Here is a 26,708-nt window from a genome sequence, read left to right as displayed (position 1 = left end):
AGGGTTCAGGATCATCGTCCCGCCGTCAGCCCAGCGGGGGAAGCTGGGGGAGCGCGGTGTCGGGGGTGCGCTTCAGGTCGGAGCCGTCGGAGCGGCCGGAGAGCCAGGCGAGCAGGGCGCGGACCGGGCCCTGGACGGTCAGGGAAGCGGGACCCGACCCGATCAGGCCGCGGTCGCCGGTGTCCTCGGCGACCAGCTCGACGGCGGGCAGGTCGGTGCCGTGGAGCTTGAGGGCGAGCTTGTGGAACTCGGTGACGGCGAACTCCTCCGGCCACCGGGCGGGGGTGTAGTCGGCGTCCAGGTCGACCAGGTGGTACTCCAGCTCGCCGAGGCGCTTCCAGACCAGGTCGCAGGCCGGGAAGACGGCGCCGGAGCGGTGGCGCACCTCGGCGGCCCAGTCCTCGGGGTCCATCAGTGCGGCGGCCTCGGCGAAGCGCTCGTGGGACTCGCGCAGGTCGGCGAGCTGGGCGTCGAGCGGGCGGCCGGCGCCGTCCTCGATCCCCTGGTCGCGGGCCTGCTCGCTGGCGTACTGCGGGATGTCGGTGCCGGTGCGGGCGCCGGTCAGCAGGTTGACCAGGGAGTCGGCGTTGCGGGCGAGGTGGGCCAGCACGTGGCCGCGGGTCCAGCCGGGGAGTGCGGAGGGCTCGGCGACCGCGTCGGGCTTGAGCCCGGAGACGGTCTCCAGCATGCGCTGGGTGCTGGCCTGGACGAGGCCCAGCCGCTGGGCGGCGACGGCGGCGGCGGACTGCGGGTCGGTCATCGAAAACTGCCTTCGGTACGGGACTGCGCGTTGCCCGGAGCGGGCCTCGCTCGTTGACCCGCTGACGCTACCGCCGAATCCCTGGCCCTGAGCAGGGGTTTTTCGGACCGGGTACGGACGGTCCCGGAGGGCGCTCTCACTCGTTCGGGTGGTCTCCACTGGACAGAGTCGAGATTCGAACGTCTGAGCTATAGGCTGGCTGCCGCATCCTGGAAGAAGAACACCCCCCACACCGCAAGCCATCTCGTCCGGAGAAAGGCGCCAGAAGCAGTGGCCGACCGCCTCATCGTCCGCGGTGCTCGCGAGCACAACCTCAAGAACGTCTCGCTCGACCTGCCCCGCGACTCCCTCATCGTCTTCACGGGCCTCTCCGGCTCCGGCAAGTCCTCGCTCGCCTTCGACACGATCTTCGCCGAGGGCCAGCGCCGCTACGTCGAGTCGCTGTCCTCCTACGCCCGTCAGTTCCTCGGGCAGATGGACAAGCCCGACGTGGACTTCATCGAGGGCCTCTCCCCGGCCGTCTCGATCGACCAGAAGTCCACCAACCGCAACCCCCGTTCGACCGTCGGCACCATCACCGAGGTCTACGACTACCTGCGCCTGCTGTTCGCCCGGATCGGCAAGCCGCACTGCCCGCACTGCGGCCGCCCGATCGCCAAGCAGTCGCCGCAGGCGGTCGTCGACAAGGTGCTGGAGCTCGCCGAGGGCACCCGTTTCCAGGTGCTCAGCCCGGTGGTGCGCGAGCGCAAGGGCGAGTTCGTCGACCTCTTCGCCGACCTCCAGTCCAAGGGCTACTCCCGCGCCCGGGTCGACGGCGAGACGATCCAGCTCGCCGAGCCGCCGAAGCTGAAGAAGCAGGAGAAGCACACCGTCGAGGTGGTCATCGACCGCCTGACCGTCAAGGAGAGCGCCAAGCGGCGGCTCACCGACTCGGTGGAGACTGCCCTGCGGCTGTCGGGCGGCATGGTCGTGCTCGACTTCGTCGACCTCCCCGAGGACGACCCCGAGCGCGAGCGGATGTACTCCGAGCACCTCTACTGCCCGTACGACGACGTGTCGTTCGAGGAGCTGGAGCCGCGCTCGTTCTCCTTCAACTCGCCGTTCGGGGCCTGCCCGGACTGCTCGGGCCTGGGCAACCGGATGGAGGTCGACCCGGAGCTGGTCGTGCCGGACCCGGAGCGCTCGCTGGACGAGGGCGCGATCCACCCGTGGTCGGCCGGGCACGCCAAGGACTACTTCCAGCGCCTGATCGACGCGCTCGCCGAGGAGCTCGGCTTCCGCACCGACATCCCCTGGGCCGGGCTGCCCGCCCGCGCCAAGAAGGCGCTGCTGTACGGGCACAAGCACCAGGTGCAGGTCCGCTACCGCAACCGCTTCGGCCGGGAGCGCTCGTACAGCACCGGCTTCGAGGGCGCCGTCCCGTTCATCCAGCGCCGGCACACCGAGGCGGAGAGCGACAGCAGCCGCGAGCGCTTCGAGGGCTACATGCGCGAGGTGCCCTGCCCGACCTGCCAGGGCACCCGGCTCAAGCCGGTGGTGCTGGCGGTCACCGTCGAGGACAGGTCGATCGCCGACGTCTCCTCGATGTCGATCAGCGACTGCGCCGAGTTCCTGGGCGCGATGAAGCTCAACGACCGGGACAAGCAGATCGCCGAGCGGGTCCTCAAGGAGGTCAACGAGCGGCTGCGCTTCCTGGTCGACGTCGGCCTGGACTACCTCTCCCTGGACCGCGCGGCCGGCACCCTGTCCGGCGGCGAGGCCCAGCGCATCCGGCTGGCCACCCAGATCGGCTCCGGCCTGGTCGGCGTGCTGTACGTGCTGGACGAGCCGTCCATCGGCCTGCACCAGCGGGACAACCACCGGCTGATCGAGACGCTGGTGCGGCTGCGCGACATCGGCAACACCCTGATCGTGGTGGAGCACGACGAGGACACCATCAAGACCGCGGACTGGGTGGTGGACATCGGCCCGGGCGCCGGCGAGCACGGCGGCAAGGTGGTGCACTCCGGTTCGCTGAAGCAGCTGCTCGGCAACAAGGAGTCGCTGACCGGCCAGTACCTCTCCGGCAAGCGGTCCATCCCGATCCCGGCCGCCCGCCGCGACCGGGACAAGAAGCGCCAGCTGACGGTGCACGGCGCCCGCGAGCACAACCTCAAGGACGTCACGGTCGGCTTCCCGCTCGGCACCCTGACGGCGATCACCGGCGTCTCCGGCTCCGGCAAGTCGACGCTGGTCAACGACATCCTCTACACCCACCTGGCGCGGGAGCTGAACGGCGCCCGCAGCGTGCCCGGCCGGCACACCCGGATCACCGGCACCGACCTGGTGGACAAGGTGGTGCACGTCGACCAGTCGCCGATCGGCCGCACCCCGCGGTCCAACCCGGCCACCTACACCGGGGTGTTCGACCACGTCCGCCGGCTCTTCGCGGAGACCCAGGAGGCCAAGGTCCGGGGCTACCTGCCCGGCCGGTTCTCCTTCAACGTCAAGGGCGGCCGCTGCGAGAACTGCACCGGCGACGGCACCATCAAGATCGAGATGAACTTCCTGCCGGACGTCTACGTGCCGTGCGAGGTCTGCCACGGCGCCCGGTACAACCGGGAGACGCTGGAGGTGCACTACAAGGGCAAGTCCATCGCCGAGGTGCTGGACATGCCGATCGAGGAGGCGCTGTCCTTCTTCGAGGCCGTCCCCGCGATCGCCCGCCACCTGCGGACGCTCAACGACGTCGGCCTCGGCTACGTCCGGCTCGGCCAGTCCGCGCCGACGCTCTCCGGCGGCGAGGCGCAGCGCGTCAAGCTCGCCTCCGAGCTGCAGAAGCGCTCCACCGGGCGGACGGTCTACGTGCTGGACGAGCCCACCACCGGTCTGCACTTCGAGGACATCAGCAAGCTGATCAAGGTGCTCAGCGGACTGGTCGACAAGGGCAACACGGTGATCGTGATCGAGCACAACCTCGACGTGATCAAGACCGCCGACTGGATCGTCGACATGGGCCCCGAGGGCGGCTCCGGCGGCGGCACGGTGGTCGCCGAGGGCACCCCCGAGGAGATCGCGGCCGTCCCGGAGAGCCACACCGGCAAGTTCCTGCGGGACATCCTGCCGAGTGACTTCGCGGACGCCCCGGTCGCGGCGCCGGTCAAGAAGGCCCCGCGCAAGCGGGCCGTCGCCGCGAAGAAGTAGGTCCGACCCGCCCCGCCGCTCCCGAGACGCTCGGGAGCGGCGGGGCGCGTGCGGCATAGACTTCCGTGGTCCCCCGCAGCAGCAGCAACCCCCAGGAGCGCACCGATGTCCGAGGCCCCCGAGACCAGCCCCGCCACCTCCCGTCGCACCCTGCTCTGCGGGGCCGCGGCCGTCCTCGCGGCCGGGGGCGCCGTGGCGGTCTCCGGTTGCAGCTCCTCCGCCAACTCCTCGGACCAGAGCGGCGCCGCCAAGGGCCCGGTGGACCTCGGCCCGGCCTCGGCGATCCCGGAGGGCGGCGGCAAGGTCTTCCGCGAGCAGAAGATCGTGGTGACCCAGCCCACCGCCGGCCAGTACAAGGCGTTCAGCGCCAAGTGCACCCACGCCGGCTGCATCGTCGACCAGGTGAAGAACGAGCAGATCCAGTGCCCCTGCCACGGCAGCCGGTTCGGCATCGCCGACGGCGCGGTGCAGGACGGCCCGGCCCCCAAGCCACTGCCCGCCTACCCCGTCACGGTCGAGGGCGGGAACCTCAAGGTGACCCCGAGCTGAAGCAGTTGAGCGCGTCCCGTCCGATCTCGTCCCCACGGCCCCGAGCACACTCGGTACGGTGGACCCATGGCTGACCCGAGCACCTACCGCCCGGCGCCGGGGGCGATCCCGACCTCCCCGGGCGTCTACAAGTTCCGTGACGCCCACGGCCGGGTCATCTACGTCGGCAAGGCCAAGAGCCTGCGCCCGCGCCTGTCGTCCTACTTCCAGGACCTCGCCGGGCTGCACCCGCGCACCGCGACCATGGTCACCACCGCCGCCTCGGTGGAGTGGACCGTGGTCACCACCGAGGTCGAGGCGCTCCAGCTGGAGTACTCCTGGATCAAGGAGTTCGACCCGCGGTTCAACGTCAAGTACCGCGACGACAAGAGCTATCCGGAACTCGCCGTCACCCTCAACGAGGAGTACCCGCGGGTCCAGGTGATGCGCGGGGCGCACAAGAAGGGCGTGCGCTACTTCGGCCCGTACGGGCACGCCTGGGCGATCCGCGAGACGGTCGACCTGCTGCTGCGCGTCTTCCCCGTCCGCACCTGCTCCAACGGCGTGTTCAAGCGCGCCCGGCAGGTCGGCCGCCCCTGCCTGCTCGGCTACATCGGCAAGTGCGCCGCCCCCTGCGTCGGCAGGGTCTCGGCGGACGAACACCGGGCGCTGGCCGAGGACTTCTGCGACTTCATGGCCGGGCGGACCGGCAACTACCTGCGCCGGCTGGAAGAGCAGATGCAGGAGGCCGCCGCGGAGATGGAGTACGAGAAGGCGGCCCGGCTGCGGGACGACATCGGCGCCCTGAAGCGCGCGATGGAGAAGAACGCCATCGTGCTCGCCGACGCCACCGACGCCGACCTGCTGGCCGTCGCCGAGGACGAACTCGAGGCCGCCGTCCAGATCTTCCACGTCCGCGGTGGCCGGGTGCGCGGCCAGCGCGGCTGGGTCACCGACAAGGTCGAGGACGTCGACACCGCCGGACTGGTCGAGCACGCCCTCCAGCAGCTCTACGGCGGCGCCACTTCGGACGAGCGCAACGAGAGCGTCCCGCGCGAGGTGCTCGTCCCCGCCCTGCCCGAGCCGGCCGCCCCGATAAGGCAGTGGCTGAGCGAGCTGCGCGGCAGCCAGGTCGACCTGCGCATCCCGCAGCGCGGCGACAAGAAGGACCTGATGGCCACCGTGCAGCGCAACGCCCAGCAGGCGCTCGCGCTCCACAAGACCAAGCGGGCCTCCGACCTCACCACCCGCAGCCGCGCCCTCCAGGAGATCGCCGACGCGCTGGAGCTGGACTCCGTCCCGCTGCGCATCGAGTGCTACGACATCTCCCACCTCCAGGGCGAGGACGTGGTCGCCTCCATGGTCGTCTTCGAGGACGGCCTGGCCCGCAAGAGCGAGTACCGGCGCTTCCAGATCAAGGGCTTCGAGGGCCAGGACGACGTCCGCTCGATGCACGAGGTGATCAGCCGCCGCTTCCGCCGCTACCTCCAGGAGCGCGAGCAGACCGGCGAGTGGGCCGTCCCCGAGGAGGAGCCCGCCACCTCCGAATCCGCCGGTGGAACCGCGGGCCGGGACGACGACGGCCGCCCCAAGCGCTTCGCCTACCCGCCGCAGCTGCTCGTGGTCGACGGCGGCCAGCCGCAGGTCGCCGCCGCCAAGCGCGCGCTGGAGGAGCTCGGCATCGACGACGTCGCGCTGTGCGGCCTGGCCAAGCGCCTGGAGGAGGTCTGGCTGCCCGGCGAGGACGACCCGGTCGTGCTGCCGCGCTCCAGCGAGGGCCTCTACCTGCTCCAGCGGGTCCGCGACGAGGCCCACCGCTTCGCGATCGGCTACCAGCGCACCAAGCGTTCCAAGCGACTCACCGCCGGGGAACTGGACTCCGTCCCGGGCCTCGGCGAAACTCGCCGCCAGGCGCTGCTCAAGCACTTCGGCTCGCTGAAGAAGCTCCGGGCCGCCACCGTCGACGAGATCCGCGCGGTACCCGGCATCGGGCGCCGCACCGCGGAGACCGTTGCGGCGGCGTTGTCGTCCCGTGCACCCGCCGCACCCGCGGTCAACACCGCGACCGGCGAGATCATCGAGGACGGGGACGACCAGGCCGCCGAGCCGGTGGCCGCAGCACCCCAGACCGCACCATCCCAGGAGACGCCATGACGGCCGACGCCGCCCGTCCGTCGGCGAGCCCCGAACCCGCCCGCCTGCCCGGGACGGGGAAGGGCGGCCGTGCCGTGCGCGTTCTCCCCAGCAGAAAGACCGAGAACGGGGAACCGAAGTGACCGTGTCAGACGTGGCCGAGAACGCGCCGGAGCTGGTGATCATCTCCGGCATGTCCGGAGCCGGCCGCTCCACCGCCGCGAAGTGTCTGGAGGACCTCGGCTGGTTCGTGGTGGACAACCTGCCGCCGGCCCTGATCCCCACCATGGTCGACCTGGGCGCCCGCTCCCAGGGCAACGTCGCCCGGATCGGCGTGGTCGTGGACGTCCGCGGCCGCCAGTTCTTCGACGACCTGCTCACCTCGCTGGACGAGCTGGAGAAGCGCGGCGTCCGGCTCCGGGTGGTCTTCCTCGACTCCTCCGACGAGGCCCTGGTCCGCCGCTTCGAGAGCGTGCGCCGCCCGCACCCGCTGCAGGCCGACGGCCGGATCGTGGACGGCATCGCCCAGGAGCGAGACCTGCTGCGCGACCTGCGCGGCGAGGCCGACCTGGTGATCGACACCTCCAACCTCAACGTGCACCAGCTGCGCGCCAAGCTGGACGCCCAGTTCGCCGACCACGACGAGCCCGAGCTGCGCGCCACCGTGATGTCCTTCGGCTTCAAGTACGGCCTGCCGGTCGACGCCGACCTCGTGGTGGACTGCCGCTTCCTGCCCAACCCGCACTGGGTGCCCGAGCTGCGCGCCCGCACCGGCACCGACGCGGACGTCGCCGACTACGTCTTCCAGCAGCCCGGCGCGAACGAGTTCCTGAACGGCTACGCCGAGCTCCTCCGGATCGTTACCGAGGGCTACCGGCGGGAGGGGAAGCGTTATATGACGCTTGCCGTAGGCTGCACCGGTGGCAAGCACCGGAGCGTCGCCATGTCCGAGCGTCTGACCAAGCGTCTCATCGCCGACGGAGTCGAGACGGTGCTCGTCCACCGTGACATGGGACGGGAGTAACCGCCGCCTTCCTTGCCGGGCCGCCGGCGGAGCCGGTGGCGGGGCCGAGGAACGCGAGGTGAGTGTGGCGGGATACGTGCCCGGGCGACAGCCGCAGAGCAGGACCGGCGAGCGGGCGGGCAGTCCGTCGCCGAGCCGTCCGCGCAGCAGTCCCGCCCGGGCCAATCCGGCCCCCCGGATCACCGCGCTCGGCGGCGGCCAGGGCCTGTCCGCCTCGCTGTCCGCGCTGCGCCGGCTCACCAGCGACCTGACCGCCGTGGTCACCGTCGCCGACGACGGCGGCTCCAGCGGGCGGCTGCGCGAGGAGCTGGGCGTGCTGCCGCCCGGCGACCTGCGCAAGGCGCTGGCCGCGCTGTGCGGGGACGACGACTGGGGCCGCACCTGGTCCGAGGTGATCCAGCAGCGCTTCACCGGCAACGGCGAGCTGGGCGGCCACGCGGTCGGCAACCTGCTGATCGTCGCGCTCTGGGAGAAGCTGGGCGACCCGGTGGCGGCGCTGGACTGGGTCGGCCGGCTGCTGAACGTCCAGGGCCGGGTGCTGCCGATGTCGGCGGTGCCGCTGGACATCGAGGCGACCGTGCGCGGCCACGACCCGGCCCGCCCGGCCGAGGTCTCGGCCGTCCGCGGCCAGGCCAGCGTGGCGGTCACCCCGGGCACCGTGCAGTCGATCCGGCTGCTGCCGGACGAGCCGCCGGCCGTCCCGGAGGCGGTCACGGCGGTCCGGGAGGCGGACTGGGTGGTGCTCGGCCCCGGCTCCTGGTTCACCAGCGTGCTGCCGCACCTGCTGGTGCCCGAGCTGGCCAAGGCGCTGATGGAGACCCGCGCCCGCCGCCTGCTCACCCTGAACCTGGCCCCGCAGCCCGGCGAGACCGAGGGCTTCACCCCGCAGCGCCACCTGGAGGTCATCGCCGACCACGCTCCCGACCTCGCGGTCGATGCGATCCTGGTGGACGAGCGCGCCGTCACCGGCGGCGCCTTCGGCCAGGCGGACCTGGCCGGTCTGGAGAAGGCCGCCGAACGGATGGGTGCCGCTCTGGTGCTCGGTACGGTGGCCCGCACCGACGGAACCCCGCGACACGACCCCGAGCTGTTGGCGGCCGCGTACGACCGGATTTTCCGGACACATGGAAGGATCGGGCCATGGCGATGACTCCAGCGGTGAAGGACGAGATCAGCCGGCTCCCGGTCACCCGGGCCTGCTGTCGCAAGGCGGAGGTGTCGGCGATCCTTCGGTTCGCGGGCGGACTGCACATCGTGAGCGGCCGCATCGTGATCGAGGCGGAGCTGGACACCGGGGCGGCGGCGCGGCGGCTGCGCAAGGATCTGCTGGAGATCTTCGGTCATTCCTCCGACCTCGTGGTGATGGCCCCCGGCGGGCTGCGGCGCGGCAGCCGCTTCGTCGTCCGGGTGGTCAAGGACGGTGAGCTGCTCGCGCGCCAGACCGGCCTGGTGGACGGTCGCGGCCGACCGATCCGGGGCCTGCCCCCGGCGGTGGTCTCCGGCGCCACCTGCGACGCCGAGGCCGCCTGGCGCGGGGCCTTCCTGGCGCACGGCTCGCTCACCGAGCCGGGCCGCTCCTCCTCGCTGGAGATCACCTGCCCCGGCTCCGAGGCGGCGCTGGCGCTGGTCGGCGCGGCCCGCCGGCTCGGCATCCCGGCCAAGGCCCGCGAGGTGCGCGGGGTGGACCGGGTGGTCATCCGCGACGGCGACGCGATCGGCGCGCTGCTGACCCGGCTGGGGGCGCACGAGTCGGTGCTCGCCTGGGAGGAGCGCCGGATGCGGCGCGAGGTCCGGGCCACCGCCAACCGGCTGGCCAACTTCGACGACGCCAACCTGCGCCGCTCGGCCCGGGCCGCGGTGGCGGCCGGCGCCCGGGTGGCCCGCGCACTGGAGATCCTCGGCGACGAGGTGCCCGAGCACCTGGCCGCGGCCGGCCAGCTGCGGATGCAGCACAAGCAGGCCTCGCTGGAGGAACTGGGCGCGCTCGCCGACCCGCCGCTGACCAAGGACGCGGTGGCCGGCCGGATCCGCCGCCTGCTGGCGATGGCCGACAAGCGCGCCGCCGAGCTCGGCCTGCCGAGCACCGAGGCCAACCTGACCGACGAGATGGCGCTCAACTGACGCACGGCGCTTCGCACGCCGAACCGCCCCGGAGGCGAGCGGGCGAGCACCCGCCCCGAGCCGAAGGGGCGCGCCGGTGCCGAAAGGGAGAAGCGAGGGAGCGACGGTGGGGGTACCCCCGGCCGAAGGCTGGGGGAGAGCGAGGGAGCGCCGACCGTCGGCACCGGGTCCGAGTGCCCCGGAGGCGAGCGGGCGAGCACCCGCCCCGAGCCGAAGGGGCGCGCCGGTGCCGAAAGGGAGAAGCGAGGGAGCGACGGTGGGGGTACCCCGGCCGAAGGCTGGGGGAGAGCGAGGGAGCGCCGACCGTCGGCACCGGGTCCGAGTGCCCCGGAGGCGAGCGGGCGAATTACGGCCGGTGTCCGGATTCCGGGCCACCGGCCGTCGTCGTGTCCGGTCCCGGACGGGAGTCGACGGCGAACCGAAATTGGTCAAGACCACTTGACCAGGGCCAACGGCCCGGGGCGGCAAGGAGGGAGCGCCCGCCGGCGCGCCACGCCACGTCTTGCCAGGTGGCGCGATGTGCCCTCGCAGGCCCGGGAGAGGTAGGGTCGTAGGCGGTCGGGGACTTCCCAAATCTCATCCCCGTCGGCTTCGCGCCGGCGTACCTAACGAGGAGATCGGTTCGTGACGATCCGGGTAGGCATCAACGGCTTCGGCCGCATCGGCCGCAACTTCTTCCGCGCCGTCAAGGCCCAGGGCGCGGACATCGAGATCGTCGGTGTCAACGACCTCACCGACACGAAGACCCTGGCTCACCTGCTGAAGTACGACACCACCCTGGGCACCTTCCCGGGCGAGGTCTCGCACACCGAGGACAGCATCACCGTCGACGGCCACACCTTCAAGGTGACCGCCGAGCGTGACCCGGCCAACCTGCCGTGGGCCGCCCTGGGCGCCGACATCGTCGTCGAGTCCACCGGCATCTTCACCAAGGCCGAGGCCGCGAAGAAGCACCTCACCGCCGGCGCGAAGAAGGTCATCATCTCGGCGCCCGCCACCGACGAGGACGTCACCATCGTCCTGGGCGTCAACGACGACAAGTACGACGCGGCCAACCACCACGTCATCTCCAACGCCTCCTGCACCACCAACTGCGTGGCGCCGATGGCCAAGGTGCTGAACGAGAGCTTCGGCATCGTCAAGGGTCTGATGACCACCGTCCACGCGTTCACCAACGACCAGGTGACCCTGGACTTCCCGCACAAGGACCTGCGCCGTGCTCGTGCGGCCTCGCAGAACATCATCCCGACCTCGACCGGTGCCGCCAAGGCGACCGCCCTGGTCCTGCCGGAGCTGAAGGGCAAGCTGGACGGCACCTCGCTGCGCGTCCCGGTCCCGACCGGCTCCATCACCGACCTGGTCGTCACCCTCGAGCGCGAGGTCACCAAGGACGAGGTCAACGCGGCCTTCCAGAAGGCCGCGCAGGAGGGCCCGCTCAAGGGCATCCTGGCCTACACCGAGGACCCGATCGTCTCCTCGGACATCGTCAACGACCCGGCCTCCTGCATCTTCGACTCCAGCCTGACCATGGTCCAGGGCAACCAGGTCAAGGTGCTCGGCTGGTACGACAACGAGTGGGGCTACTCGAACCGCGTCGTCGACCTGGTCGCCCTGGTCGGCGGGCAGCTCTGACGCGGTGGGAGCTGACGTGATGTAGGGGCGAGGGCCCGGACGGCGAGAACGTGCCGACCGGGCCCTCGCTCTGCGTGCAAGGACTTCTCAGGCGGCCCCTGCGCCGTGCCGCCTCTGCGCATCAACCATCTCCCCAGGAGACCGAAGAACCCGTGAAGACCATCGAAGACCTGGACGTCGCCGGCAAGCGCGTCTTCGTACGCGCCGACCTGAACGTCCCGCTGTCGGACGGCCGGATCACCGACGACGGCCGGATCCGCGCCGTCGCCCCGACCATCGCCAAGCTCGTCGAGCGCGGCGCCAAGGTCGTCGTCGCCTCCCACCTCGGCCGTCCCAAGGGCGCGCCGGACCCGCAGTTCTCGCTCGCCCCGGTGGCCGAGCGCCTCGGCGAGATCCTCGGCAAGTCGGTCGCCTTCGCCGCCGACACCGTGGGCGAGTCCGCCCGGTCCGCCGTGGCCGCGCTGGCCGACGGCGAGGTCGCGCTGCTGGAGAACCTGCGCTTCAACGCCGGCGAGACCAGCAAGGACGACGCCGAGCGCAAGGCCTTCGCCGAGCAGCTGGCCGCCCTGGCCGACCTGTACGTCGGCGACGGCTTCGGCGCCGTGCACCGCAAGCACGCCTCGGTCTACGACCTGCCGGCCCTGCTGCCGCACGCCGCCGGCGACCTGATCGCCACCGAGGTCGGCGTGCTGAAGAAGCTCACCGAGGACGTCGAGCGCCCGTACGTCGTCGTGCTCGGCGGCGCCAAGGTGTCCGACAAGCTCGGCGTGATCGACAACCTGCTGAAGAAGGCCGACAAGATCCTGATCGGCGGCGGCATGGCGTACACCTTCCTCGCGGCCAAGGGCCACGAGGTCGGCATCTCGCTGCTCCAGGAGGACCAGAAGCCGACGTGCCTGGCGTACCTGGCCGAGGCCGAGAAGCGGGGCGTCGAGTTCGTCCTGCCGGTGGACGTCCTGGTCTCCGCCGAGTTCCCGGACCTCAAGGGCAAGACCCCGGCCAGCTACGAGGTCGTCGGCACGGACGCGATCCCGGCCGACAAGGAGGGCCTGGACATCGGCCCGAAGACCCGCGAGCTGTACGCGGCGAAGCTGGCCGACGCCGGCACGGTGTTCTGGAACGGCCCGATGGGCGTCTTCGAGCACCCGGACTACGCGAACGGCACCAAGGCCGTCGCGCAGGGCCTGCTCGACAGCGACGCGTTCACCGTGGTCGGCGGCGGCGACTCCGCCGCGGCCGTCCGCATCCTGGGCTTCGACGAGACGAAGTTCGGGCACATCTCGACCGGCGGTGGCGCGAGCCTCGAGTACCTGGAGGGCAAGACCCTCCCCGGTCTCGCCGCCCTGGAAGGCTGAAAGCATGACTGAGCGTCTCCCGCTGATGGCGGGCAACTGGAAGATGAACCTCAACCACCTCGAGGCCATCCAGCACACCCAGAAGCTGGCCTTCGCGCTGGCCGACAAGGACTACGAGGCCGTCGAGGTCGCCGTCCTGGTGCCGTTCACCGACCTGCGGTCGGTGCAGACCCTGGTCTTCGGCGACAAGCTGAAGATCAAGTACGGCTCGCAGGACATCTCCCAGCACGACGGCGGCGCCTACACCGGCGAGGTCTCCGGCCCGATGCTGGCCAAGCTGCAGTGCACCTACGCGGTGATCGGCCACTCGGAGCGCCGGCAGTACCACGGCGAGAACGAGGAGATCGTCAACGCCAAGGTCAAGGCCGCCTACCGGGCCGGGGTCACCCCGATCCTGTGCATCGGCGAGCCGCTGGAGATCCGCAAGGCCGGCACCCACGTCGAGTACACGCTGGCCCAGCTGGACGGCGCCCTGGAGGGCGTCCCGGCCGACCAGGCCGAGTCCATCGTGGTCGCCTACGAGCCGGTCTGGGCGATCGGCACCGGCGAGGTGGCCACTCCGGAGGACGCGCAGGAGGTCTGCGCCGCCATCCGCAAGCGGATCGCCGAGCTTTACGACGCCGAGCTGGCCGACAAGGTCCGTGTGCTGTACGGCGGTTCGGTCAAGTCGTCGAGCGTGGCCGGCCTGATGGCCAAGCCCGACATCGACGGCGGTCTGATCGGCGGTGCCTCGCTGGACGCCGAGGAGTTCGTCAAGATCGTGCGCTACCGTGAGCAGGCAGTAGGCTAACGCCGCCGCAGCAACGTAGGCTTTGGGGCCGGACCGCCGTACGCGGCCCGGCCCCTTCGCCGAAGATACGAGAGAGTTGGTCCCGTCGTGGTTCTCGGGTTCTCGATTGCCCTGATCATCTTCAGTCTGCTGATGATCCTGCTGGTGCTGCTGCACAAGGGGAAGGGCGGCGGCCTGTCGGACATGTTCGGCGGCGGCGCGATGTCGACCGGCGGCGGTTCGGCGGTGGCCGAGCGCAACCTGGACCGCATCACCATCGTGGTCGGCGTCGGCTGGTTCGCCTGCATCATCGTGCTGGGCCTGGTCCTGAAGTACAAGAGCTGACCCGACCCTGACGCCCCGTCGCCCGAGCGCCTATCCTGGGACGGTCGGGGGCCGAGGCGATGGTGGCGGAAGCTTAAGTCCTGCTTACACTAGGACGACTTTCGCCACCGACGCGTACCGCGGCGGGTCGGCGCACCAGCACGCAGGGAGTCAGACCGTGGCAAGTGGCAACGCCATCCGTGGCAGCAGGGTCGGGGCCGGCCCGATGGGGGAGGCGGAGCGCGGCGAGTCCGCTCCGCGCAACCGGATCTCCTTCTGGTGCGCCAACAAGCACGAGACCCGGCCCAGCTTCGCCGCCGAGGCCGTCATCCCGGACACCTGGGACTGCCCGCGCTGCGGCTTCCCGGCCGGGCAGGACGAGCACAACCCGCCGGCGCCCTCGCGCAACGAGCCGTACAAGACCCACCTCGCCTACGTCCGCGAGCGGCGCACCGACGCCGACGGCGAGGCGATCCTCGCCGAGGCGCTGGCCAAGCTGCGCGGCGAGATCTGACCAGCGAGCGAGCCGAAGGGCCGCGCCGGTGCCGAAAGGGAGAAGGGCCGGGCCGCTGACGAAGGAGGCGGCGCAGTGCCCGCCGACCGTCGGCACCGGATGGGGAGCGGCCCGGAGGCGAGCCGAGCGCAAAAAGAAGGGCGCCCACCGTCATCGGACGGTGGGCGCCCTTCGCGTTCCCCGCGGCTAGGCCGAGGCCGGCGGGTACAGCTGGGCGGGGATCCGCTCGGCGGCGGCACGGTCCAGCAGCCACAGGGTGCGGCTGCGGCCGTACGCGCCGGAGGCGGGCGCCTGCAGCTCGCCGGGGCCGGACAGGGCCAGCGCGACCGCGCCCGCCTTGTCCTCGCCGGCGGCCAGCAGCCAGACCTCGCGGGCCGACCGGATCGCCGGGAGGGTGAGCGAGATCCGGGTCGGCGGGGGCTTGGGGGCCCCGCGCACGCCGACCACGGTCAGCTCGGTCTCCCGCACGCCCGGGTGCTCAGGGAAGAGCGAGGCGATGTGGGTGTCCGGGCCGACGCCGAGCAGCAGCACGTCGAAGGCCGGGACGCCGAGCCGGTCGCCCGGCCCGGCGGCCTTCGCCAGCTCCTGCGCGTAGCGCGCGGCCGCGGCCTCCACGTCGGAGCCGTCCACCCCGTCCGAGGCGGGCATCTCGTGCACCCGCGCCGGGTCGAGCGGGACGGCGTCCAGCAGCTCGGCGCGGGCCTGGACGGCGTTGCGGTCGCCGTCGGCGGCGGGCACGAAGCGCTCGTCGCCCCACCAGAGGTCCAGCCGGCCCCAGTCGACCGCGTCGCGCGCCGGGGAGGCGGCGATGGCGGCCAGCAGGGCGTTGCCGTTGCGGCCACCGGTGAGCACCACCGAGGCGGTGCCGCGGGCGGCCTGGGCGTCCACGATCCGGGTGATCAGCCGGGCCGCGGCCGCCTGGGCCATCAGCTCCTTGTCCCGGTGGACGACCAGCTGCGGGATGGCCCTGGTCATGCGCCGTCCTTGGCGGCGGCGCGCTTGCCGGCGGCCTTCTTCGCGGCGGGCTTCTTCTCCGGCTCGGCCGCTCCGCCGTCCGGGTCGGCCACCGAGGCCTCGACCGCTTGGGCGCTGCCCTGTCCGGCCGCAGCCTGCTCGGCGGCCGCCGGGTCGGCGTCGTCGTGCTCGCGCAGCCGCTCGACGGGCGTGCGCACGGCCGTCGAGTAGATGTCGTCCGGGTCCAGCCGGCGCAGCTCCTCGGCGATCAGCTCCGAGGTCTCGCGCCGCTTGAGCGCCACCTGGCGGTCCGGCGAGCCGGGCATGGAGAGCATGCCCATCAGGCCGTCCGGGCGGTCCAGGGTGATGTCCCCGTCCTTGGTGCGCAGGCGCACCGCGGTGATGCCGGGCCCGCCGGTGACGACCCGCTCGACCGGCACGTGCAGCCGGTTGAGCAGCCACAGGCCGAGCAGCTCGACGCTGGGGTTGTAGGACTCGCCCTCGACCACCACCGAGGTGATGGCCGACGGCCGCTGGTCCAGCGCGGCGGCCAGCATGGAGCGCCAGCCGGTGAGCCGGGTCCAGGCCAGGTCGGTGTCGCCCGGAGTGTAGCTCTGGGCCCGCTGGGCGAGCTGGCCGACCGGGGACTCGGCGGTGACCGCGTCGGTGATCCGGCGCTGGGCGAGCGCGCCCAGCGGGTCCTGCGCCGGGTGCAGCGGGGCGTTGTCCGGCCACCAGACCACGGTCGGGGCGTCCGGCAGCAGCAGCGGCAGGACCACCGACTGGGCGTGCGCGGCGAGTTCGCCGTGCATGCGCAGGATGACCGTTTCGCCGGAGCCGGCGTCCGAACCGACCAGGATCTCGGCGTCCAGCCGGGTCTCGGCGCGCGCCCGGGGGGAGCGACCGGCGCGCTTGATCACCGCGAGGGTGCGCATCGGGTGCTCGCGGGAGGCGTCGTTGGCGGCCTTGAGGGCGTCGTAGGCGCTGCCCTCGTCGGTCACGATCACCAGGGTGAGCACCATGCCGGCGGCGGTGGAGCCGCTGGTCCGGCGCGCCTCCATCAGCGCGGCGTTGATCTTGCTGGACGTCGTGTTGGTGAGGTCGATCTTCATGGCCGGCGCCAGCTCCTGCCGTCTCGTGCGAGCATCTCGTCAGCCTCGGCGGGACCCCAGGTGCCCGCCGCGTACTGGGCGGGCTTGCCGTGGGTGTCCCAGTACTTCTCGATCGGGTCGAGGATCTGCCAGGAGAGCTCGACCTCCTGGTGGCGCGGGAACAGGTTGGCGTCGCCGAGCAGCACGTCGAGGATGAGCCGCTCGTACGCCTCCGGGCTGGACTCGGTGAAGGACTCGCCGTAGGCGAAGTCCATCGTGACGTCCCGGACCTCGAAGGAGGTGCCCGGCACCTTGGAGCCGAACCGCACCGTCACGCCCTCGTCCGGCTGGACCCGGATGACCAGGGCGTTCTGCCCCAGCTCCTCGGTCGCGTAGGAGTCGAAGGGCAGGTACGGGGCGCGCTGGAAGACCACCGCGATCTCGGTGACCCGGCGGCCCAGCCGCTTGCCGGTGCGCAGGTAGAACGGGACGCCCGCCCAGCGGCGGTTGTTGATCTCCAGCTTGATGGCCGCGTAGGTGTCGGTCTTGGACTCCGGGTCGATGCCCTCCTCGTCCAGGTAGCCGACCACCTCCTCGCCGCCCTGCCAGCCGGCCGCGTACTGGCCGCGCACGGTGTGCTTGCCGAGGTCGGCCGGGAGCCGGACGGCGGACAGCACCTTGAGCTTCTCGGCCACCAGCGCCTTCGGGTGGAAGGACGCCGGCTCCTCGATGGCGGTGAGGGCCATCAGCTGCAGCAGGTGGTTCTGGATGACGTCCCGGGCGGCGCCGATGCCGTCGTAGTAGCCGGCCCGGCCGCCGATGCCGATGTCCTCGGCCATGGTGATCTGCACGTGGTCGACGTACGACCGGTTCCAGATCGGCTCGAACATCTGGTTGGCGAAGCGCAGCGCCAGGATGTTCTGGACCGTCTCCTTGCCCAGGTAGTGGTCGATCCGGAAGACCTCGTCCCGGGGGAAGACCTCGTGGACGACCTTGTTGAGCTCCTGGGCGCTCTCCAGGTCGTGGCCGAAGGGCTTCTCGATGACCGCGCGGCGCCAGGAGCCCTGCGGCGGGTCGGCCAGGCCGTGCTTCTTGAGCTGCTGGACGACGGTCGGGAAGAACTTCGGCGGGACGGACAGGTAGAAGGCGAAGTTGCCGCCCGTGCCCTGGGCCTTGTCCAGCTCCTGGATGGTCTCGCGGAGCTTGTCGAAGGCGTCGTCGTCGTCGAAGGTGCCGTGGACGAAGCGCATGCCCTTGGCGAGCTGCTGCCAGACCTCCTCGCGGAACGGGGTCCGGGCGTGCTCCTTGACCGCGTCGTGGACCTCCTGGGCGAAGTCCTCGTCGTCCCACTCGCGGCGGGCGAAGCCGACCAGGGAGAAGCCCGGCGGCAGCAGACCGCGGTTGGCCAGGTCGTAGATGGCCGGCATCAGCTTCTTGCGGGACAGGTCGCCGGTGACCCCGAAGATGACCAGGCCGGACGGCCCCGCGATGCGCGGGAGCCGCCGGTCGGAGGGGTCACGAAGCGGGTTGACGGGGGAGGGCGGGAGGTCGTCCGCGTCCGATTCCGACGTCAACTCGGGGAAATCAGTGCTCACTTGGTGTGCTCCGCTTTCGTGCGCTGGCTGTGTGAGCGGGTCACTTCTCGGTGGCGATGGAGGCCAGCGAGGCGGTGACGGTGTCGAGCAGCTCCTGCCAGGACTGCTCGAACTTCTGCACGCCCTCGTCCTCCAGGACCTGGACCACGTCGTCGTAGTCCACCCCGGCGGCCGCGATGGCGTCCAGGACGGCCTTGGCGTCGGCGTAGTTGGGGACGATGGTGTTGCCGCTGACCTCGCCGTGGTCGGCGGTGGCGTCCAGGGTGGCCTCGGGCATGGTGTTGACGGTGCCCGGGGCGACCAGCTCGGTGACGTACAGGGTGTCCGGCAGGGCCGGGTCCTTGACGCCGGTGGAGGCCCACAGCGGGCGCTGCGGCTTGGCGCCGGCGGCCTCCAGCGCCTTCCAACGGGCGCTGCCGGCGGTCTTGCCGTCGACCGAGCCGAAGACCTCCTCGTACGCCTGGTAGGCGAGGCGGGCGTTGGCCAGGGCGGCCTTGGAGCGCAGGTTCTTGGCGTCTCCGCCGATCTTGTCCAGGCGCTTGTCGATCTCGGTGTCCACCCGGGACACGAAGAAGGAGGCGACCGACTCGATCTGGGAGAGGTCCAGGCCCTTGGCCTTGGCGGTCTCCAGGCCGGTCAGGTAGGCGTCCATGACGGCCTTGTAGCGGTCCAGGGAGAAGATCAGCGTGACGTTGACGCTGATGCCCCGGCCGATGACCTCGCTGATGGCGGGCAGGCCGGCCTTGGTGGCGGGGATCTTGATGAAGACGTTCGGGCGGTCGACCAGCCACCACAGCTGCTTGGCCTCGGCCACGGTGGGGGCGGTCTGGTGGGCCAGGCGCGGGTCGACCTCGATGGAGACCCGGCCGTCGCGGCCGTTGGAGGCGTCGTAGACCGGACGCAGCACGTCGGCGGCGTCGCGCACGTCGGAGGTGGTGATCATGCGGATCGCCTCGTCGGTGGTGACCTCGCGGACGGCGAGGTCGCGCAGCTGGCCGTCGTAGGAGGTGTCGCCGCTGCCGGCGATGGCCTTCTGGAAGATGGTCGGGTTGGTGGTGACGCCCACCACGTGCTTGTTCTGCACCAGCTCGGCCAGGTTGCCGGAGTTCAGCCGCTTGCGGCTGAGGTCGTCCAGCCAGATCGCAACGCCTTCGTCGCTGAGGCGCTTCAGTGCGTCAGTCATGGTGCTTCAGTCCTTCGTCTTCTTCTGCTTCGTGGGGTGGTCAAAGGGGCCGCGTGCCCGCGTGCGGGCGGGCACGCGGCCGCTACTCCGCACTCGCCGCCGGGCGCCCGTACCCGATGCCGACGTTCCTCGCTCCGGCGCCCGCTCGTCGCTCGTCGCTTTCGGCATCGGCGCGCCCTTTGGCTCGTGCGGGTGGACGCGCTAGCGGTTGACGGCCTCGAGGGAGCGCAGGGCGTTGTGCGCCTCGGCGATCACGCGCTCGGCGGTCAGGCCGAACTCCTCGAACAGCACCTTGTAGTCGGCGGAGGCACCGAAGTGCTCCAGCGAGACGATCCGGCCGTGGTCGCCGACCAGCTCGCGCCAGCCCTGGGCGATGCCGGCCTCGACCGAGACGCGGGCCTTGACCGACGGCGGCAGCACGCTGTCGCGGTAGGCCTGGTCCTGCTCCTGGAACCACTCGAAGGACGGGACCGAGACCACCCGGGTGGCGATGCCCTCGGCCTCCAGGGCCTCGCGGGCCTGGACTGCCAGCTGGACCTCGGAGCCGGTGCCCAGCAGGATCACCTGCGGGTCGCCGGTGGAGGCCTCGGCCAGCACGTAGGCGCCCTTGGCGGTGCCCTCGGCGGAGGCGAAGACCTCGCGGTCGAAGGTCGGGACGTTCTGGCGGGTCAGGGCCAGGCCGACCGGGCCGGGGTGGCTGGTCTGGCGCTCGATGACGGTGCGCCAGGCGACGGCGGTCTCGTTGGCGTCGGCCGGGCGGACCATGGACAGGCCCGGGATGGCGCGCAGCGAGGCCAGGTGCTCGACCGGCTGGTGGGTCGGGCCGTCCTCGCCGAGGCCGATCGAGTCGTGCGTCCAGACGTAGGTGACCGGCAGCTTCATCAGCGCGGCCAGCCGGACGGCCGGGCGCATGTAGTCCGCGAAGACCAGGAAGGTGCCGCCGTACACGCGGGTCCTGCCGTGCAGGGCGATGCCGTTCATGGTCGAGCCCATGGCGTGCTCGCGGATGCCGAAGTGGATCGTCCGGCCGAACGGGTTGGCGGACTTCAGCGGGTTGCCCTCGGGGAGGAAGGAGCTGTCCTCGTCGATCGTGGTGAGGTTGGACTCCGCGAGGTCGGCCGAGCCGCCCCACAGCTCCGGGATCACCGCGCCGAGCGCCTTGAGGGTCTCGCCGGAGGCCTTGCGGGTGGCGACGTCCTTGCCGGCCGGGAAGGACGGCAGGGCCTTCTTCCAGCCCTCGGGCAGCTCGCCGGCCTGGATGCGGTCGAACTCGGCGGCCCGGTGCGGGTTGGCGGCGCGCCAGGCGTCGAAGCCCTGCTGCCACTGGTCGCGGGCGGCCTTGCCGCGCTTGATGACCTGGCGGGCGTGCTCGATGACCTGGTCGCTGACCTCGAAGGTCTTCTCCGGGTCGAAGCCCAGGACCTTCTTGGTGGCGGCGATCTCGGCGGCGCCGAGCGCGGAGCCGTGCGCCTTGGCGGTGTTCTGGGCGTCCGGGGCCGGCCAGGCGATGATGGTGCGCATCGCGATGATCGACGGCCGGGCGGTCTCGGCCTTGGCCGCGGCCAGCGCACCGGCGAGCGCCTCGACGTCGACGTCGCCGTTGGCCTTCGGGGTGACCCGCTGGACGTGCCAGCCGTAGGCCTCGTAGCGCTTGAGGACGTCCTCGGAGAAGGCGGTCTCGGTGTCGCCCTCGATCGAGATGTGGTTGTCGTCGTAGAGGGCGACCAGGTTGCCCAGCTTCTGGTGGCCGGCCAGCGAGGAGGCCTCGGCGGAGATGCCCTCCTCCAGGTCACCGTCGGAGACGATGGCCCAGATGGTGTGGTCGAAGGGGGACTCCCCGGCCGCCGCCTCCGGGTCGAACAGGCCGCGCTCGTAGCGGGCGGCCATCGCCATGCCCACCGCGTTGGCGATGCCCTGGCCCAGCGGGCCGGTGGTGGTCTCCACGCCCGCGGTGTGGCCGTGCTCGGGGTGGCCGGGGGTGCGGCTGCCGGCCACCCGGAATGCCTTGAGGTCGTCCAGCTCCAGGCCGTAGCCGGAGAAGTACAGCTGGGTGTAGAGCGTCAGGCTGGTGTGCCCGGGGGAGAGGACGAACCGGTCGCGGCCGACCCAGGCCGGGTCGGTCGGGTCGTGGCGCAGGAAGCGCTGGAAGATCAGGTAGGCCGCGGGGGCCAGGGACATGGCCGTCCCGGGGTGCCCGTTACCGACCTTCTGGACAGCGTCCATCGCCAGGACTCGCGCCGTGTCAACCGTGCGCTCGTCCAGGTCGCTCCACTCGAATGCGTTCGTCGGCGCAGTGCTCACCCTGTCTCAGGGCTCCTTCCATATATGTGAAGAGTGACCCCGTGAATGGGGACCGGGTCGGCCACGGCGCTGTGGTCCCGACTGTGGATGGTGCCGGTCACGGAGGGTAGATACCGCTTCTTCGTGCGAGCCTACCGTCCAGGCCGGGGCTCACCCTCCGTGCCGGGACAACCGGGATTTCCGCATGGTGATTCCCACTAGGGCGTTCTGGCTTGTTATGTCCCAGGCTCTCCCGATTTGGTAGGGCGCGCCGCCCGGGTGGTCGGGACGGGTTGCGCAGGCGCGCCGGAGGCACTTCGTGGGTTCACCCAGGTGGTTCACCCGGGGGTGTGCCATCCGCCTCGCCGGGGGACCCCGGAGCCGGATGGGATATATGGAGCGTCTAAGGTGGCGTGGTACGCGCAGAGCGGACGATTCGGGACCCTTCGTTCCTGTGGACGCCTGCGAGGATTCATCTTCAGTTGGGGTGTTAGTGACCGCCGTCGAAACCCGTCCCGCCGGGGTCACCGGGGCGACGCCTGCGCATCACCGGCCGATCGGGGCCCGGGTCGGCGCCTTCGTCGCACTGACCAAGCCACGGATCATCGAGCTGCTGCTGATGAGCACCGTGCCGGTGATGTTCCTGGCCCAGCAGGGCGTGCCGGACATGCTGCTGGTGCTGAAGGTCGTGGTCGGCGGTTACCTCTCGGCGGGCGGCGCCAACGCCCTCAACATGTACATCGACCGTGACATCGACGCCCTGATGTCCCGCACCGAACGCCGGCCGATCGTCACCGGGATGGTGTCGCCCCGCGAGGCGCTGGTCTTCGGCATCACGCTCGGGATCGTCTCCACCCTGCTGCTCGGCTTCGGCGTCAACTGGCTCTCCGCCGGACTGGCGCTCGGCGCGCTGCTGTTCTACGTGTTCGTCTACACGCTCGGGCTCAAGCGGCGCACCTCGCAGAACATCGTCTGGGGCGGCATCGCCGGCTGCATGCCGGTGCTGATCGGCTGGTCCTCGGTGACCGACTCGGTGTCCTGGGCGGCGGTCGCGCTGTTCCTGGTGGTCTTCTTCTGGACGCCGCCGCACACCTGGGTGCTGTCGATGAAGGTGCGCGACGACTACGAGCGGGCCGGCGTGCCGATGCTGCCGGTGATCAAGGGCAACGTGGCGGTCGGCAAGCAGGTCGTCGCCTACTCCTGGGTGATGGTGGCGGTCTCCCTGGCGGTCTGGCCGCTGGGGCACATGAGCTGGCTGTACCCCGCCGCCGCGGTGCTGCTCGGGGGGTTCTGGCTGCGCGAGGCGCACGCGCTGTACGGGCGGGCGAAGGCCGGGATCGTGGGCGCCAAGCTGAAGGAGATGCGGCTGTTCCACTGGTCGATCACCTACCTGTCGCTGCTGTTCGTGGTGTGCGCGATCGACCCGTTCGTGAAGTAGGGCCCCGGTACGTACGGAAGAGCCCCGGTCCCGGCGGACCGGGGCTCTTCCGCGTTCAGCGGCTGGGCAGTTCGGAGGGGCCGACGTGGCCGTCCAGCCAGTCCCGCAGCGGCTGGGAGGCGCGCAGGAAGTCGACGATCCGGGTGTGGGCGGCCCGGGTGCCCAGCCACTTCGCGGGCTCCCACTCCTGCCAGGCCACCAGGCCCTTGTGCCGCAGCAGCTCGATCCTCGGGTGGTCCTTGGCGTAGCCGCGCGGGGCCGACTTGAGGCTGTCACGGCCGTGGACCTGCGGGCCCGCCTGCTCGACCCGGGCGATCACCCGCTCCAGCTCGGCGCCGCTGACGTCCTCGGCGACGGCGGCGCGGTAGCGCTCCAGCTGGTCGGGGGCCAGGTGGTACATGCCGTTGCCGCAGGACAGGCCGTCGGCGGAGAGCTGGATGTAGCCGCCGGACTCCAGGTGTGCACCGATGTGCGTCTTGTACGGCGACTTGTCGGCGCTGAAGCGGACGTCGCGGTTGGGGCGGAAGATCTTCCCCGGCCCGAACTCCGGCTCCAGCTCGGCGAGCAGCGCCTCCATCGGGGCCCGCACGGCGTCGTCGTACTGGTCCTTGTGGGCCTGCCAGAAGGTCTTCGAGTTGTCGGCCTCGAGGTGCTCGTAGAAGTCGAGCGCCTCGGTCGGCCAGCCTTTGAACGTCATGTTCCGAGTATGTGTCCCGGTGCACAGGGCGCTCCCGTCGCCAGGTCGCGTACCGGTGGGTAGCATGCGGGCATGAGCAGCGCAGAGACCGCCACCGCCGCCGCGTCGGACGCCCGCACCGAGCGCCGCGCCAAGCGCATCGCCAAGCACCTGACCAGCTTCGCCCAGCAGCACGGCGGCAGCGCCGACGCGGTCGTCGAGTACGTCGGCACCGCGGCCACCCGGATCGTCGTGGTCGGCGCGGACGGCGCCTGGGGCGACCAGGTGGCCCCGACCTACGCCGTCGGCCGGCGGGCCGTTGCGATTGCCGGGCTGACCCTGCACGACGACTTCGAGGGCGAGCTGGGCCTCAAGGTCAAGACCGGCCCGTACGAGTGGAAGCGCATGGCGGGCATCCAGCTCGGCGGCTGACCGGGCCTGGTTCGAACGCCGACGGCCCGGCTCCTCCTGGGTGGGGGAGCCGGGCCGTCGGCGCTGGTCCGGGGCACCGGAGGGAGTGGTGAGGGGCGGCGCTACGGTACGCGCATGCATTTCATCGTTGTCGGTTCCCGCTCGCTCATGAACGCGATTGTCAACGGCGATCCGCTGTGGCCTGCGGTGACGTTCTTCCTGCTGTCCTTCCCCCTCGCGATCGTCGCCGCGGTGGTTCGCGCCCGCCGCAGGCCGGAGTAGGCCCGGCTCACCGGGGGGAGCCGGGCCGTTCGCCGTTTCACAGGGGCAAGTTCCAGCCCGGGCCGTTCTCGTGTCCGATCCAGACGCGTTGCCCCGCTGCGGAGATGGTGATCCCGAAGCCCTTCTGGTGCGGCTCGCCGGCCTGCTGCCAGGCTTCGACGGCGCTCTCCACCTGGTCCCAGAGCCGGAGTGGGCCGCGTTGGATCACGGTCCAACCGCCTTCCGGGTTGGGCATGGTTCGGGCCTGGGAGCCGGTGGCCACGTCGGAGAGGATCTGGTGCCCGCCGGCTCCCATCCGCTCGGCGGAAGGCGCTGCGAGTTGCGCGACCCAGCTGCCCGTCCAGGTGCCGATGATTTCGGGGTCGATCCGGGTCGGGCGTTCGTCTCCGGGGAGCAGTGACAGGCTCTGGCGGGGCGGCCGGTCGTGGGGGCGGGCGATCATGAAACTGGTGTAGCCGGGCAAGAACCGGCCGGTGGCCTGTCCGGGGCCGGTCACGGTCAGCAGTGCGAGGCCGAAGCCGAAGGACCAGCCGGACAGCGTGACCAGGATCCGGCCGCCGGGCTTCACCTGGTGCAGCCACGGGGGCGGAACGTAGCGGACCGAGCAGGTGGCGATGAGCCGGTCGTACTGGCCTCCGTCCGGGTCGCCGAGCAGGCCGTCGCCGATGATCAGACGGGGGGAGTACCCGGCTGCCTTGATGGCGGTGGCGGCGGCCTCGCCCACCTGCGGGTCAAATTCGATGCTGGTGAGGTTGGCGTCCCCGAGGCGGTGCGCGCCGAGGGCGGTCGAGTAACCGGTTCCGGTTCCGATCTCCAGGACCCGGTGCCCGGACTCGGCGCCGAGCTGGTGCCACATGCGCAGGACCAGGGACGGCAGGGTGGACGACGAGGACGGCGCGCCGGTCGCGGTGCCGCCGGTCACGTCCTCGGGGCCTGTCCGTCCGTCGAGTTGGGTGACCAGCGTCTCGTTCGAGTAGACGTGCTCCAGCCACCCGGGCTGGCCCTTGAACACGGGTCGGTAGGCGGTCGGGTTGCTTCCGGGGATAGGAAGGAAGAACGACCCGGTGAACAGCTCCCGGGGGACCGCTTTGGCGGCGCTCTCCCAGGCCGGGTCGGTGATCTTGTCATCCCCGGTGAACGCGTCCACCAGGGCGGCGCGGAGCTGATCCGATGTGCTCACGAGGCGGAGCCTTTCGCTAGCTGGTCGGCGATGGTGTGGGCGATCGCCGTGGCGGTCCCGGCCGGCTGCCAAGCCCATTGGCCGTTTGGGTTGCACTCAAGGAAGTACCAGTCCCTGGCGGAGGTCACGGCGAAGTCCAACGCGCCGTACACCAGGCCGAATTCGCCGAGGTAGGCGCTGATCGAACGTGCCACTGGGGCGGGGATGTCGATCGGCGTGCACCTCATCCGGTCCTGTCGCCGACGCCAGTCGAGATCAGGGCTGTCGATTCGGATACCGAAGAGGCAGTCGCCGATGGCGGTCACCCGGACATCGAAGGCCTTCCGGACCTTCGCCTGGAACATATGCGGGCACGCGCCGATCGCTGTCGTGAGTTCGGTCCCGGACACTTCACGCACCCATACGGCGTGGGGCTTCCCGTTGACCGAGTAGGGGGTGTTCCAGAGCGGCTTGTAGACCGCCCCACCGGTGTGGGACGCCACGAACTCCCGTGCCTCGTGCTCGTTGTTCGTGATCAGGGTGTCAGGGATCAGGAATCCGGAGCGCTGCGCGGCGGCGAGCTGCGCCGGTTTGTGCTCGGCGGCGCGGTTGGCCCACGGGTGATTCACGTAGTGCGCACCGGGGAGCGAGGCGAGGATGCCACCCGCGCCCCAGAGGCACTGCGAGGCGGCGAACCGGCGGTCCTGCCCGTCCAGTTCGGGCGGGCCTTCGTAGGGCGAGGCCCGGCGCACCCAGACGGACCGGACTTCGGAGAGGTCGAGTTCCCGGCTGGCGGTGCGCAGGGTGCCCCGCTGGTTGCCGCTGCGGTACGCGGCGGTCAGCGAGGCACCCGTGTGCAGGTCGGCGCCGGGATCGAGACGGACCACCGGGACCCGGCGCTCCGCGAGTACCCGCAGGACCGCATCCGCCGTCACGTCAAGGGGATTGGTCAGTACCAGCACCGACCCGCTGCGGTTGTCCATCAGCCGGAACTCTGGTCCTGGTCGTAGGACTCGGTGCTGTCGGCATCGGTGGCCCCGCCCGGCCCGGCTCCGTCGCCGGGCGAGGTGGTGGTGGGCGTGAGCCCGCTGGTGCTGGTGCCGTGCGCACCCATCTCGACCGTGTGGCCGTGCTCGTCCACGAACACGGCGACCTGCGTCTCGGGGTCGATCACGGGCGTGAGGGCGGGGAAGGGGCTGGACTCGGGGTACGGTCCCATGCGGGTCGTGCCCCACGGTGCGGTTGTCATCTGTACTGCGCCTCCTGAGTCATGGTGGTGTGTTGCGGATCCCGGCC

24 protein-coding genes are annotated in these 26,708 nt (G+C 71.3%); 14 read left to right on the top strand and 10 right to left on the bottom strand.

Annotated elements, in window-relative coordinates; all coding sequences use genetic code 11:
- Positions 1–25 precede the first annotated feature (25 nt).
- Complete coding sequence (locus tag O1G21_RS12440) at positions 26–760, bottom strand: maleylpyruvate isomerase family mycothiol-dependent enzyme (protein WP_270143330.1); 735 nt, start codon at positions 758–760, stop codon at positions 26–28.
- 270 nt (positions 761–1,030) lie between these two features.
- Between O1G21_RS12440 and uvrA the strand changes: the two genes are divergently transcribed.
- From uvrA to O1G21_RS12385, 11 genes are all read left to right on the top strand, one after another.
- Positions 1,031–3,943, top strand: coding sequence for an excinuclease ABC subunit UvrA (gene uvrA / locus O1G21_RS12435; protein WP_270143328.1), 2,913 nt, complete (start codon positions 1,031–1,033; stop codon positions 3,941–3,943).
- Between the two features lie 105 nt (positions 3,944–4,048).
- Positions 4,049–4,492, top strand: coding sequence for a Rieske (2Fe-2S) protein (locus O1G21_RS12430; RefSeq protein ID WP_270143327.1), 444 nt, complete (start codon positions 4,049–4,051; stop codon positions 4,490–4,492).
- A gap of 66 nt (positions 4,493–4,558) precedes the next feature.
- Positions 4,559–6,625: an excinuclease ABC subunit UvrC gene (gene uvrC / locus O1G21_RS12425; RefSeq protein ID WP_270143326.1), complete on the top strand. Its 2,067-nt coding sequence runs from the start codon at positions 4,559–4,561 to the stop codon at positions 6,623–6,625.
- A gap of 172 nt (positions 6,626–6,797) precedes the next feature.
- A complete protein-coding gene (gene rapZ / locus O1G21_RS12420; RefSeq protein ID WP_402844002.1) occupies positions 6,798–7,628 on the top strand; it encodes an RNase adapter RapZ in 831 nt (276 codons plus the stop codon).
- A gap of 64 nt (positions 7,629–7,692) precedes the next feature.
- A complete protein-coding gene (locus O1G21_RS12415; RefSeq protein ID WP_405000799.1) occupies positions 7,693–8,778 on the top strand; it encodes a gluconeogenesis factor YvcK family protein in 1,086 nt (361 codons plus the stop codon).
- Positions 8,769–9,749: a DNA-binding protein WhiA gene (whiA, locus tag O1G21_RS12410; protein WP_196952659.1), complete on the top strand. Its 981-nt coding sequence runs from the start codon at positions 8,769–8,771 to the stop codon at positions 9,747–9,749. Before O1G21_RS12415 ends, whiA begins: the two co-directional genes overlap by 10 nt.
- 624 nt (positions 9,750–10,373) lie before the next feature.
- On the top strand, positions 10,374–11,381 hold the full coding sequence (gene gap, locus O1G21_RS12405) for a type I glyceraldehyde-3-phosphate dehydrogenase (protein WP_270143321.1): 1,008 nt from the start codon (positions 10,374–10,376) through the stop codon (positions 11,379–11,381).
- A 152-nt stretch (positions 11,382–11,533) separates the two neighbouring features.
- On the top strand, positions 11,534–12,736 hold the full coding sequence (locus O1G21_RS12400; protein ID WP_270143320.1) for a phosphoglycerate kinase: 1,203 nt from the start codon (positions 11,534–11,536) through the stop codon (positions 12,734–12,736).
- 4 nt (positions 12,737–12,740) lie between these two features.
- Complete coding sequence (gene tpiA / locus O1G21_RS12395; RefSeq protein ID WP_270143319.1) at positions 12,741–13,526, top strand: triose-phosphate isomerase; 786 nt, start codon at positions 12,741–12,743, stop codon at positions 13,524–13,526.
- Positions 13,527–13,613: 87 nt separating this feature from the next.
- On the top strand, positions 13,614–13,850 hold the full coding sequence (secG, locus tag O1G21_RS12390) for a preprotein translocase subunit SecG (RefSeq protein WP_270143317.1): 237 nt from the start codon (positions 13,614–13,616) through the stop codon (positions 13,848–13,850).
- A gap of 157 nt (positions 13,851–14,007) precedes the next feature.
- On the top strand, positions 14,008–14,343 hold the full coding sequence (locus O1G21_RS12385) for an RNA polymerase-binding protein RbpA (protein WP_035841977.1): 336 nt from the start codon (positions 14,008–14,010) through the stop codon (positions 14,341–14,343).
- A gap of 186 nt (positions 14,344–14,529) precedes the next feature.
- Here O1G21_RS12385 and pgl read toward each other — a convergent pair whose 3' ends face one another.
- From pgl to tkt, 5 genes are all read right to left on the bottom strand, one after another.
- Positions 14,530–15,318, bottom strand: a complete 789-nt coding sequence (pgl, locus tag O1G21_RS12380) for a 6-phosphogluconolactonase (RefSeq protein WP_270143314.1) — start codon at positions 15,316–15,318, stop codon at positions 14,530–14,532.
- Positions 15,315–16,409, bottom strand: coding sequence for a glucose-6-phosphate dehydrogenase assembly protein OpcA (gene opcA / locus O1G21_RS12375; protein WP_270143312.1), 1,095 nt, complete (start codon positions 16,407–16,409; stop codon positions 15,315–15,317). Before opcA ends, pgl begins: the two co-directional genes overlap by 4 nt.
- Entirely contained in the window at positions 16,406–17,962 is a 1,557-nt protein-coding gene (gene zwf, locus O1G21_RS12370) for a glucose-6-phosphate dehydrogenase (protein ID WP_270150938.1), read from the bottom strand. Before zwf ends, opcA begins: the two co-directional genes overlap by 4 nt.
- A 61-nt stretch (positions 17,963–18,023) precedes the next feature.
- On the bottom strand, positions 18,024–19,166 hold the full coding sequence (gene tal / locus O1G21_RS12365) for a transaldolase (protein ID WP_270143310.1): 1,143 nt from the start codon (positions 19,164–19,166) through the stop codon (positions 18,024–18,026).
- 201 nt (positions 19,167–19,367) lie between these two features.
- Entirely contained in the window at positions 19,368–21,467 is a 2,100-nt protein-coding gene (gene tkt / locus O1G21_RS12360; RefSeq protein ID WP_270143308.1) for a transketolase, read from the bottom strand.
- Positions 21,468–21,933: 466 nt separating this feature from the next.
- Between tkt and O1G21_RS12355 the strand changes: the two genes are divergently transcribed.
- Positions 21,934–22,884 carry a heme o synthase gene (locus tag O1G21_RS12355; protein ID WP_270143306.1) on the top strand — a complete coding sequence of 317 codons (951 nt, stop codon included), beginning with the start codon at positions 21,934–21,936 and terminating at the stop codon, positions 22,882–22,884.
- 55 nt (positions 22,885–22,939) lie between these two features.
- Here the strand turns inward: O1G21_RS12355 and O1G21_RS12350 are convergent, their stop codons facing one another.
- Positions 22,940–23,581: a DUF2461 domain-containing protein gene (locus O1G21_RS12350; protein ID WP_270143304.1), complete on the bottom strand. Its 642-nt coding sequence runs from the start codon at positions 23,579–23,581 to the stop codon at positions 22,940–22,942.
- A 72-nt stretch (positions 23,582–23,653) separates the two neighbouring features.
- Between O1G21_RS12350 and O1G21_RS12345 the strand changes: the two genes are divergently transcribed.
- Together O1G21_RS12345 and O1G21_RS12340 are read left to right on the top strand one after the other, a co-directional pair.
- Positions 23,654–23,992: a hypothetical protein gene (locus O1G21_RS12345; protein ID WP_270143302.1), complete on the top strand. Its 339-nt coding sequence runs from the start codon at positions 23,654–23,656 to the stop codon at positions 23,990–23,992.
- A gap of 114 nt (positions 23,993–24,106) precedes the next feature.
- A complete protein-coding gene (locus tag O1G21_RS12340; RefSeq protein ID WP_270143300.1) occupies positions 24,107–24,253 on the top strand; it encodes a hypothetical protein in 147 nt (48 codons plus the stop codon).
- 37 nt (positions 24,254–24,290) lie between these two features.
- On the opposite strand, the gene tgmC is transcribed toward O1G21_RS12340, so the two are convergent.
- Genes tgmC through tgmA form a run of 3 tightly spaced genes read right to left on the bottom strand, consistent with a single transcriptional unit; the run spans position 24,291 to position 26,661 of the window.
- Complete coding sequence (tgmC, locus tag O1G21_RS12335; protein ID WP_270143299.1) at positions 24,291–25,433, bottom strand: ATP-grasp peptide maturase system methyltransferase; 1,143 nt, start codon at positions 25,431–25,433, stop codon at positions 24,291–24,293.
- Positions 25,430–26,395, bottom strand: coding sequence for an ATP-grasp ribosomal peptide maturase (gene tgmB, locus O1G21_RS12330; protein WP_270143297.1), 966 nt, complete (start codon positions 26,393–26,395; stop codon positions 25,430–25,432). The genes tgmC and tgmB overlap by 4 nt, the downstream gene beginning before the upstream one ends.
- Entirely contained in the window at positions 26,395–26,661 is a 267-nt protein-coding gene (gene tgmA, locus O1G21_RS12325; protein ID WP_270143295.1) for a putative ATP-grasp-modified RiPP, read from the bottom strand. The genes tgmB and tgmA overlap by 1 nt, the downstream gene beginning before the upstream one ends.
- Positions 26,662–26,708 lie beyond the last annotated feature (47 nt).

The sequence above is a fragment of the Kitasatospora cathayae genome (assembly GCF_027627435.1).
Lineage (GTDB): Bacteria > Actinomycetota > Actinomycetes > Streptomycetales > Streptomycetaceae > Kitasatospora > Kitasatospora cathayae.
This window is presented reverse-complemented; position numbering and strand designations above follow the sequence as displayed.